The following is a 9,190-nucleotide window of genomic DNA, read 5'->3' as shown; positions in this document are numbered from 1 at the left end:
TCAGCCCACGCTACCGACCGAAGGCTCCACCCGAACCCTCACCGGACACAACCTCGACCCGCGGCTTGACAAGAAACATAGGGACACCCCCCCCCCGCTGATCCATCTCCTCGGCGAAACCGATCGCCGCGTCCCGGGTGGACTCCCGGACGCCCGACACCGAAACGAGCAGCTCAGCGTGCATGTACCGACAATGGCAGCCGCAGGTGTCCGTGGCGTGCAGTGCCGATGACCTACGCGTGCAGGTCCGGTGACCGGCCCGTGGAGCGGATATGGCCGGGCGGCGAACAGCGGGACACGATCCGGTCGCCGCCCGGCGGGCCTACTTCTCCCCGAGCCCGACGGTGTCCAGCACCCAGGCGTACTCGAAGGCGACCTCGCGCCATTTCTCGTACCGCCCGCTGACCCCGCCGTGCCCCGCACTCATCTCGGTCTTGAGCAGCAGTGGCGAATCACCGGTCTTGGTGGCGCGTAGTTTGGCGACCCATTTCGCCGGTTCCACATACAGCACCCGGGTGTCGTTGATACTGGTGATCGCCAGGATCGCCGGGTATTCCTTTTCCTGGACGTTCTCGTAGGGCGAATACGACTTCATGTATTCGTAGACATCCTTGTCCTCCAGCGGATTTCCCCACTCGTCCCATTCGATCACCGTCAGCGGCAACGAGGGATCGAGAATCGAGGTGAGCGGGTCGACGAAGGGCACATTGGCCAGCACCCCGGCGAACAGCTCCGGCGCGATATTGGCGACCGCGCCCACCAGCAACCCGCCCGCACTGCCACCGTCGGCGATCAAGCGATCAGGCGCGGTGGTCCCGTTGTCGACGAGATGCCGCGCACAGGAGACGAAATCGGTGAAGGTGTTCTTCTTGGTGAGGGTTTTTCCGTTCTCGTACCAGAGCCGGCCCATCTCACCGCCGCCGCGCACATGGGCGATCGCGAAGACCATACCGCGATCGAGCAGCGACAGCCGCGACACCGAGAAACCCGGGTCCATACTCGCTTCGTAGGAGCCGTAACCGTAGAGCAGCAACGGTTTCGGGCCGGTGACGTGCTCGGTATCGCGCCGGGCGACGATCGAGATCGGAATCCGGGTGCCGTCCGCGGCCACCGCCCAATCCCGGCGCTGCACATAATCTTTCGCGTCGTAGCCGCCGAGCACCGGCTGTTCCTTGCGCAGCAGCAGCGCACCGGTCCCCACCACGTAGTCGAAGACCTGGGTGGGTGTGATGAACGAGGTGAGTCCGAGTCGCAGCGTGGGTTGATCCCATTCCGGACAGGAACCGAGCCCGGCGCTGTAGAGCTCCAGCTCGAATTCGAGCTCGCGCAGTTCACCGTAGCCGTCCGCGGTCAGCGGCCACACCGCCACCCGGGGCAAGGCCTCGCGCCGATAGCCGAGCACCAGCTGCCCGGCGAAGGCGTCGACATCCTCGAGCCGCACGTCGTCGCGGTGCCCGATGAGGGTGCGCAGCCGGGACGGGTCATCGGCCGGCGCCTCGGCCAGGACGAAGTTCTCCGCCTTCACCCCGTCCACGACATCGTTGTGCAGGATCAGGAAGCGGTCCTCGCCCGCCACCACCGCGTGCTCCGCCGAGTACTCGACTCCTTCGCGGCGAGGTAGCAGCACCCGGAACTCACCGGTCGGATCATCCGATTCCAGCACCCAGCCCTCGGTGGTGATCTTGGACCCCACCCAGATCATCAGATACTTCTCCGACCGAGTGGCCCCCACGCTCACCCAGTAGCGCTCGTCCGGCTCGTGGAACACCCGCACATCCGCGGCCGAGGTGTCGCCGAGCCGGTGCCGCCACACCGTATCGGGCCGCCAGGATTCGTCGACGGTCTGATAGAAGACATGGCTGCCGTCCAGCGACCAGGTGGCGCCGGGCGCGGTCCGCGGGATCTCGTCGCCGAGCAGCTCCCCGGTGCGCAGATCCATGAATCGCAGTGTGTAGCGCTCGTCGCCGGCGGTGTCCACCGAGAACGCCAGCAGGTTCCCGTCGTGGCTCACCGAGAACGCACCGAGCGCGAAGAATTCATGGCCTTCGGCCAGCACATTGCTGTCCAGCAGGACCTGCTCGCCGGGTATCTCTGTCCCGGCCTCGAGCTGCGGCGGCGTCCAGGCATCGATACCGGCGGCGTTCGCGTCGATCGGGCACCGGCAGTGCACGCCGTACTGTTTGCCTTCGTAACTGCGCGAGTAGTACCAGTACTCGCCGAGCCTGGTCGGCACCGACAGATCCGTTTCCTGGGTGCGGCTCTTGATCTCGTCGAAGATCTTCTCGCGCAGCGGTGCGAGATGCGCCGTCCGGGCCTCCGTATAGGCGTTCTCGGCCTCGAGGTGGGCGATGACCTCGGGGTCCTCCTTGTTCCGCAGCCATTCGTACTCGTCGACGAACCGGTCGCCGTGGTGGACCCGCTCGGACGGAACCCTCTTCGCCGTCGGCGCGACCGCCGCGGCCGCCGCGTCGGTTACCGGACTACCACTGTCAGCCATGGCCACCACCGTAGCGGCCCGCACGCGGGCACCGGCGGAGACCGCATCCGGCGGGCAGCGGCCGAAAGGATCAGGCGCCGATCGCGGGGCCGATGGTCGGCCAGGACGCCTTCAGATGGTCGTTCCAGTACGACCACGAATGCGTGCCGACCGGGCTGTAGTCGACCCGCAGCGGCAGTCCCGCCGCCCGCGCCTTGTGCTCGAACGAGATCACACAGGCGTCGACCGCGAATTCGATCGGCCCGCCGAGCACGATGTTCTCCGGCAGCTGGGGTTTGAGCTCCAACTCGTGCGGCCCGGGCAGACCCGTACCGGTCGACAGGAACAGTGTCTTACCGCGCAACCGGTCCAGCATGAGCGCCGGATCATGCGCCGCCCAGTCGGGGCCGCCGGCGGGCCCCCACATATTGTCCGGGTTGCCGCCCCTGGTCATGATGGAGAACTGCACCGCGCCGGCCGCCATCGCGGTATCCGGGCAGGCGCTGTATCCGGCGACCGCGGTGTAGAGCCGCGGATGCCGGGCCGCGAGGATATAGGCGGCGTGCCCGCCCATGGACAGCCCGCCGATCGCGTTCTGCCCGTCACCGGCGAAATTGCTGTCGATGACCGGCGGCAGCTCCTGGGTCAGGAAGGTCTCCCACCGATAGCGGCCCAGGCCCGGATCGTCGCGCTGCCAATCGGTGAAATAGCTGGCCTTACCACCGACCGGGAGGACCACATTGACGTTCTTGCCGAGGAAGAAACGTTCCGCCTCGGTGGCATTGGTCCAGGTGCTCTGGTCGACGCCCGGATCGAGCCCGTCCAGCAGGTAGTAGGTGGGCCGGCTGCCGCCCCCGGCCGGATGCAGCACCTGCACCTGCACGACCTGACCCATGGCGGGCGAAGAGACGAAAACCGCCGAACGGGTCGGGCCGAGTTCATCGATCCGGACGACCTCGGCCGCGGCGGCCGGCGCGGGTGGGAGGACAGGGAGCCCGGCGGCCGAACCGATCACCCCCAGCATCAGTACAGCTATTCGAAAACACCGCACGATCGCACCTCCCTGGCCCGCCCCGGAAACTAGCTCATGCCCATGCTCACCATCTCGCTCGGCGATCCCGCACTGTCAGCATATTCACAGCAAACATGCCGACCATAGTCGACAAACGATCTTACGTGTCCGTATCGATACGATTCCGCGAAATCACCCGAGCGGGTGGACCCCCTGGCTCACCGCCTTCGCTCCAGTGCGCCCCGGATGGAACCGGCCAGATAGTCCAGGTCCGCCCGCGGCAGCGTGCGCGGCCGTCCCCGCAAACCGAACCCGTCCCCCGGGGTCCGGGGGATCACGTGCAGATGGACGTGGAACACCTCCTGCCCCGCGGTCACCCCGTCGGCCAGGAAGAAGTTCACCCCGTCGCAAGCCACCTCGCTGTCCCGCAACGCTGCCGCCAGCAGCTGCCCCACCTGGAACAATTTCCCACCGAGTACCGGGTCGAGTTCGGCGAGCTCCCGCGCCGGTTTCTTGGGCACCACCAGCAGATGCCCCGGCGTCATCGGCCGGATATCCAGGAACGCGAGCACATCGTCGTCCTCGTACACCCGGCTGGCCGGCGCCCGCCCGGCGATGATGTCGGAGAAGATCGAATACGGATCCATAGCTGTGTATATTCGCGCGCCGCCGGCGCGCGGGGTAGAGGGCCCCTCGGTCCCGTCGCTGCCCTACGCGAAAGGAATCGAAGGCCGGGTCACTCGTGGCGCTTGCGTCAGCATGCGGTCAGGACCTCGGATGCCGACGCAACCCGCATACGCCGAGTCCTACAAGACACCCCCGAAGGGTCGGGGCCCCGAAGGCGGCGTCGGAAACTCAGAGGATCGGCGACGGCGTATACCGCGCCGCTTCCGGGTACACCGAGGTCAGCTCGGCCACCTGCGCCACCACGTCCGCCACCTGCGCGCCGGCCGCTCCGATGAACGCCGACTTCTCCGCCAGCGCGGCATCCAGGGCCGCCCGGTCCAGGGGCAACCGGTCGTCGGCGGCCAGCCGGTCCAGCAGATCGGGTTCGCGGCCCTGCTCCCGCATGGCCAGCGCGACCGCCACCGCGTGTTCCTTGATCACTTCGTGCGCGGCTTCCCGGCCGACCCCGGCCCGGACCGCGGCCATGAGAATGCGCGTGGTGGCGAGGAACGGCAGGTAGCGGTCCAGTTCGCGGGCGATCACCGCCGGGTAGGCGCCGAATTCGGCCAGTACGGTCAGGAAGGTTTCCATCATGCCGTCGATGGCGAAGAAGGCGTCCGGCAACGCGACCCGGCGGACCACCGAGCAGAAGACATCGCCTTCGTTCCACTGTGCGCCGGCCAGTTCGGCGGCCATCGAACCGTATCCGCGCAATACCACCTGCAGGCCGTTGACGCGTTCGCACGAGCGGGTGTTCATCTTGTGCGGCATGGCCGAGCTGCCGACCTGGCCCGGCTGGAAACCCTCGGTCACCAGTTCGTGGCCGGCCATCAGCCGGATGGTGTGAGCCAGCGAGGACTGCGCGGCACCGATCTGCACCAGCGCGGAGAGCACATCGTGGTCCAGGGAACGCGGGTAGACCTGGCCGACGCTGGTCAGCACGCTGGTGAAGCCCAGGTGCCGGGAGACCTGCTGTTCGAGCGCGGTCAGTTTCGCGGCGTCACCGCCGAGCAGATCCAGCATGTCCTGCGCGGTGCCCATCGGACCCTTGATCCCGCGCAGCGGATAGCGGTCGACGAGTTCGCGCAACCGGGTGAGTCCGATGAGCATTTCGTCGGCGGCCGAGGCGAAGCGTTTGCCCAGCGTGGTGGTCTGCGCGGCGACATTGTGGGAGCGACCGGCCATCACCAGCGTCTGGTATTCGGCGGCCCGTTCGGCCAGCCGGGCGGCCACCGCGACGCCGTGGGCGTGGATATGTTCGAGCGAGAGCCGGATCTGCAACTGCTCCACGTTCTCGGTGAGATCGCGGCTGGTCATCCCCTTGTGCACGTGCTCGTGTCCGGCGAGGGCGTTGAACTCCTCGATACGGGCCTTCACATCGTGACGGGTCACCCGTTCCCGTTCGGCGATGGAGGCCAGGTCCACCTGTTCGACGACCCGTTCGTAGTCCTCGACCACTCCGGCCGGGACGTCGATACCGAGTTCGGCCTGGGCACGCAACACCTCGAGCCACAGCCGCCGCTCGAGCACGATCTTCTGCTCGGGAGACCACAGGTGCACCAGCTGCGGGCTGGCGTAGCGGGTGGCGAGGACGTTGGGGATCAGGTCTGAGGTCACGTCCGGTCAGTCTAATGACCGGTAGCGGTCGATCGGCTGCTGCGTCGCCGGAGCGACGATATCGATGACCTCCAGCAGCGCGCCACGGGCCGGCCGCCGGGGTTGCGGGTCGGATTCGCTGAGCGCGGCGACCACCGCGCCGTCGACGACCGCGACCAGCCGGCGCAGTTGTTCGGGCCGCACCACCCGGTCGGATCGGCGCAGCACATCGGAGAGCAGCTCGTCCAGCTGCCCGCGTAGTCGGAGCTGGACCTCGCGCAGCTCGGGGTGCCGGGCCGAGGCGACGGTGCGTTCATAGCGGGCGATCAACCGCCCGCGCGCGCCCTCGTCCACGCCTTCGGGACCGATCAGCAGGTCGAGCACCAGGTCGACGGTCGCCTCCGCACCGCGGCGGCGGTGGGTCACCTCACCGATCCGCCGTCGCATGGCGTCGAGTTCGGCATTGCCGCTGAACTCGACCGCCCGTGCTATCAGATCCTCGAGCGATTCGAAGTAGTAGGTCGTGGAGGCCAGGGGCAGCTCGGCGCGGGTCGCGACCGAGCGATGCCGCACTGCGTCGAAACCGCCTTCGAGCAGTAACTCGGCAGCAGCAGCCACCAGCGCCTGGCGACGCCGTTCACCCTTCGGAGTCGTCGCGGTTATCACCGTGCCATCGTGCCAGTATCGACTTCATCCCTCGCCCGAAAGCGTGGGATTCCCGAGTTCGCACCCGAGACTTCCTGTTTCATAGACGGTTGCCTTCCCACATCAACTGCGGGGCGGTCTCACACCATCTCCGCAGGCCAAGACCGCCAGCCCAGCGGCCCGTAGATTCTTCGCAGCATCGACGTCGCGGTCGTGGGATGCACCGCACACGGAGCGGACGCAGCCGAAAGTGCGAGCGAGCTGCTCCTTCTGCTCGCGGGTGGGGTAGATGCGGTACCGGTAGGCCCGCTTCACCGCCTTCACACCCGTGCGTGTCACGATAGCCCGCTCGTCTGTCGAACGCATGGCGCACCGACCCGGCCCCGGCGGGCCGGGCCTCGACGCTACATTCCTCGGTCATCAGTACATCCGTGCGAAATCAGGGAACGGGAAAGAACCATCGATGTTTCTACCGCATCCACGCGGTGATGTTGTCGTACTGCGGAAAATCATTGCCGCGCACGGTGTTGTCCCGTGTTCTGCCGCAGGTGATCCCGGAGCCGGACAAGCGCCGCCTCGATCTCCGCTGTCGCTCCGGCGAAGGAGAGGCGGATGGTGCGATGCCCGTTGACGGTGTCGAAATCCAGGCCCGGCGCCAGCGCCACCCCGGTATGGGCCAATACGTCCGCGCACCAGGCCATGGAATCGTCGGTGAGGTGGCCGATATCGGCGTAGGCGTAGAACGCGCCGTCGGCGGGCGCGAGGTCGGTGATACCGAGCCCGGCCAGTCCCTCCAACAGAATGGCGCGGTTGATCGCGTACCGGTGCACATGGGCATCGAGTTCGGTCCGCGCCTCGTCGCCGAAGGCGTGCAAGGCCGCGTACTGCGAGATCGCGGGCGGGCAGACGGTCATATTGGAGGCCAGCCGCTGCAGGGCCGGGCGCAGTCCGGGCGGGGCCAGCATCCAGCCCAGTCGCCAGCCGGTCATCGAGAAATACTTCGACACCGAGCCGATGACCACTGCCTCGCGGGAGCTCTCCCAAGCCGAGGCGGTCCGCTCCCCGCCATAGGTGATGCCGTGGTAGATCTCGTCGGAGATCAAGAGCGTGCCGTGCGCGTCGCACCGGCGGGCCAGCGCCGCGAGTTCCGCCGGATCGATCATGGTGCCGGTCGGATTGGCGGGACTGGCCACGATCAGGCCCCGCGGCGGCTCCGGAAGTTCTTCGAGCATGGCGACGGTCGGCTGGAACCTCGTCTCGGCGCGACAGTCCAGTTCGACCACCCGGCAGCCGAGCGCGGCCAGCGTATTGCGGTAGGCCGGATAGCCGGGACGCGCGAGCACCACGGTGTCGCCGGGATCGAACGCCGCCAGGAAGATGAGCGTGAACGCGCCGGAGGAACCGGTGGTGACCACGACGTCGTCGGGGTCCACCGGATAACCGTAGGTTCGGTGATGGTGCCCGGCGATCGCCTGACGGAGCGGCAGGATGCCGAAAGTTTCCGTGTAACCGAACAGTTCGGCATCGATGGCGGTCTTCGTGGCACGTAGCACCGGGACGGGTGCCGGTGTGGAGGGCTGTCCGGCCGCGAGACTCAGCACGTCGCCGTGGGTTCGGGCGCGTTCTGCGGCGGCCTTCCAGACATCCATCACGTAGAAAGGTGGGATGGTCGAGCGCCGGGATTCAGTGGACACCCGACCGACGGTAGAACACCGCTTCGGGCGGTTCGACAGCTATGGTCTGCTCTGATGCTCGACAAGGCCAGCCGGCAGGCCGACGGCCCGCCGACCCAGGACCCCGGGGACACCGCGACGGGTCGCGGGACCCGGGCCCTGCGCCGACGCTGGAACCGGGCCGTGCACCCGCTTTCCGCGGCGGTTCGCCGGGGCACCCGGCCGGACACGGCGGATGAAACGGCCGCGCCGCCCGAGCCGGCCGACCAGGAACTCACCACCCGCTCGGGCCGGCGGCCCGCTGCGCGGCAGGACTCGGAGCGGCAGTTCCGTGCCCAGCACTCGGATAAGGGCCACACCGGATCGGAGACCGTGGGTCCAGGGCGCGAGGATGCCCCGGAGACCCCCGACCCGGGCCCCCGCGGCACACCGGAGACCGCGGGTCTCGGTGACAGCCCACCGGAAACCCCCGGTCACGACTTCGGCGATGCCGCACTCGGTACCGCCGGCGAAACAGCGGATGTCACCGAGGGGCGGTCGGTGTCCCTGGACCGCGCGGCCGCGACCGGCGGCGGTCTCGTCATCGCTCCCGGCTGGCGGGAGCGTGCCGCCGCGCAGGTCCGGACGCCGGGCTCCCGGGTGGCCGCGACCCGGTGGTTGCGGCGGTCCGCCGCGGCCCTCTGGTACCGCCGCCCCACCCGGGCCGATCTGGCCGACCTCGTCGCGCGCAGGCCGTCCGCCGAGGAGATCGCCGCCGTGGCCCGCCGCCACCGGGTGCTCATCGGCGTATTGCTGCTCGCCTTGCTGATGGCGGCGGGTGACGGATCCACGGGTATCGCGGTGACCGACCGTAGCCCGGTCCCGGGGATCGCCTATCGCGTGGCCCTGGCCCATCCGCTGCAGCTGTCCACCCCGGTACCGTCGGTGCGCCGCTATCTCGATGCCATCGACAACGGTGAACGCCTGCGCGAGCAGGCGGTGGTGGCCGCGGCCGCCCGGGCGACCCTGGAACGCGCCAAGGCCGAAGCCGCGGCTGCGGTCGCCGGCCGGGAACAGCCCTGGATCAACACCGCGCCCGCACCCGGAGCGCTCGAGGGCGGGGTGATCCCCCCCGGCGCCGTG

6 protein-coding genes and 2 pseudogenes are annotated in these 9,190 nt (G+C 68.4%); 1 reads left to right on the top strand and 7 read right to left on the bottom strand.

The annotated features are described in order from the left end of the window. Positions 1–322: 322 nt before the first annotated feature. The 7 genes and pseudogenes from ABZV91_RS31145 to ABZV91_RS31115 form a co-directional block, all read right to left on the bottom strand. Positions 323–2,497, bottom strand: a complete 2,175-nt coding sequence (locus tag ABZV91_RS31145; RefSeq protein ID WP_355249305.1) for a S9 family peptidase — start codon at positions 2,495–2,497, stop codon at positions 323–325. A 70-nt stretch (positions 2,498–2,567) separates the two neighbouring features. Then, complete coding sequence (locus ABZV91_RS31140) at positions 2,568–3,527, bottom strand: alpha/beta hydrolase family protein (RefSeq protein ID WP_355249304.1); 960 nt, start codon at positions 3,525–3,527, stop codon at positions 2,568–2,570. 179 nt (positions 3,528–3,706) lie between these two features. After that, positions 3,707–4,135 carry an HIT family protein gene (locus ABZV91_RS31135; RefSeq protein WP_355249303.1) on the bottom strand — a complete coding sequence of 143 codons (429 nt, stop codon included), beginning with the start codon at positions 4,133–4,135 and terminating at the stop codon, positions 3,707–3,709. Between the two features lie 208 nt (positions 4,136–4,343). Continuing rightward, entirely contained in the window at positions 4,344–5,771 is a 1,428-nt protein-coding gene (gene purB / locus ABZV91_RS31130) for an adenylosuccinate lyase (RefSeq protein WP_355249302.1), read from the bottom strand. 6 nt (positions 5,772–5,777) lie between these two features. Next, the gene (locus ABZV91_RS31125) at positions 5,778–6,416 is read right to left on the bottom strand and encodes a TetR family transcriptional regulator (RefSeq protein ID WP_355249301.1); all 639 of its coding nucleotides are present in this window, start codon (positions 6,414–6,416) and stop codon (positions 5,778–5,780) included. A 219-nt stretch (positions 6,417–6,635) separates the two neighbouring features. Next, a pseudogene (locus ABZV91_RS31120) lies at positions 6,636–6,761 on the bottom strand (helix-turn-helix domain-containing protein); the annotation flags it as partial. A gap of 143 nt (positions 6,762–6,904) precedes the next feature. Further along, complete coding sequence (locus tag ABZV91_RS31115; protein WP_355249300.1) at positions 6,905–8,089, bottom strand: pyridoxal phosphate-dependent aminotransferase; 1,185 nt, start codon at positions 8,087–8,089, stop codon at positions 6,905–6,907. 54 nt (positions 8,090–8,143) lie between these two features. Between ABZV91_RS31115 and ABZV91_RS31110 the strand changes: the two are divergent. Continuing rightward, a pseudogene (locus ABZV91_RS31110) lies at positions 8,144–9,190 on the top strand (hypothetical protein); the annotation flags it as partial.

This window comes from Nocardia sp. NPDC004568 (assembly GCF_040609955.1).
Taxonomy (GTDB): domain Bacteria; phylum Actinomycetota; class Actinomycetes; order Mycobacteriales; family Mycobacteriaceae; genus Nocardia.
The sequence above is the reverse complement of the archived record's forward strand: the minus strand, read 5'-3'. Positions and strand labels throughout refer to the sequence as shown.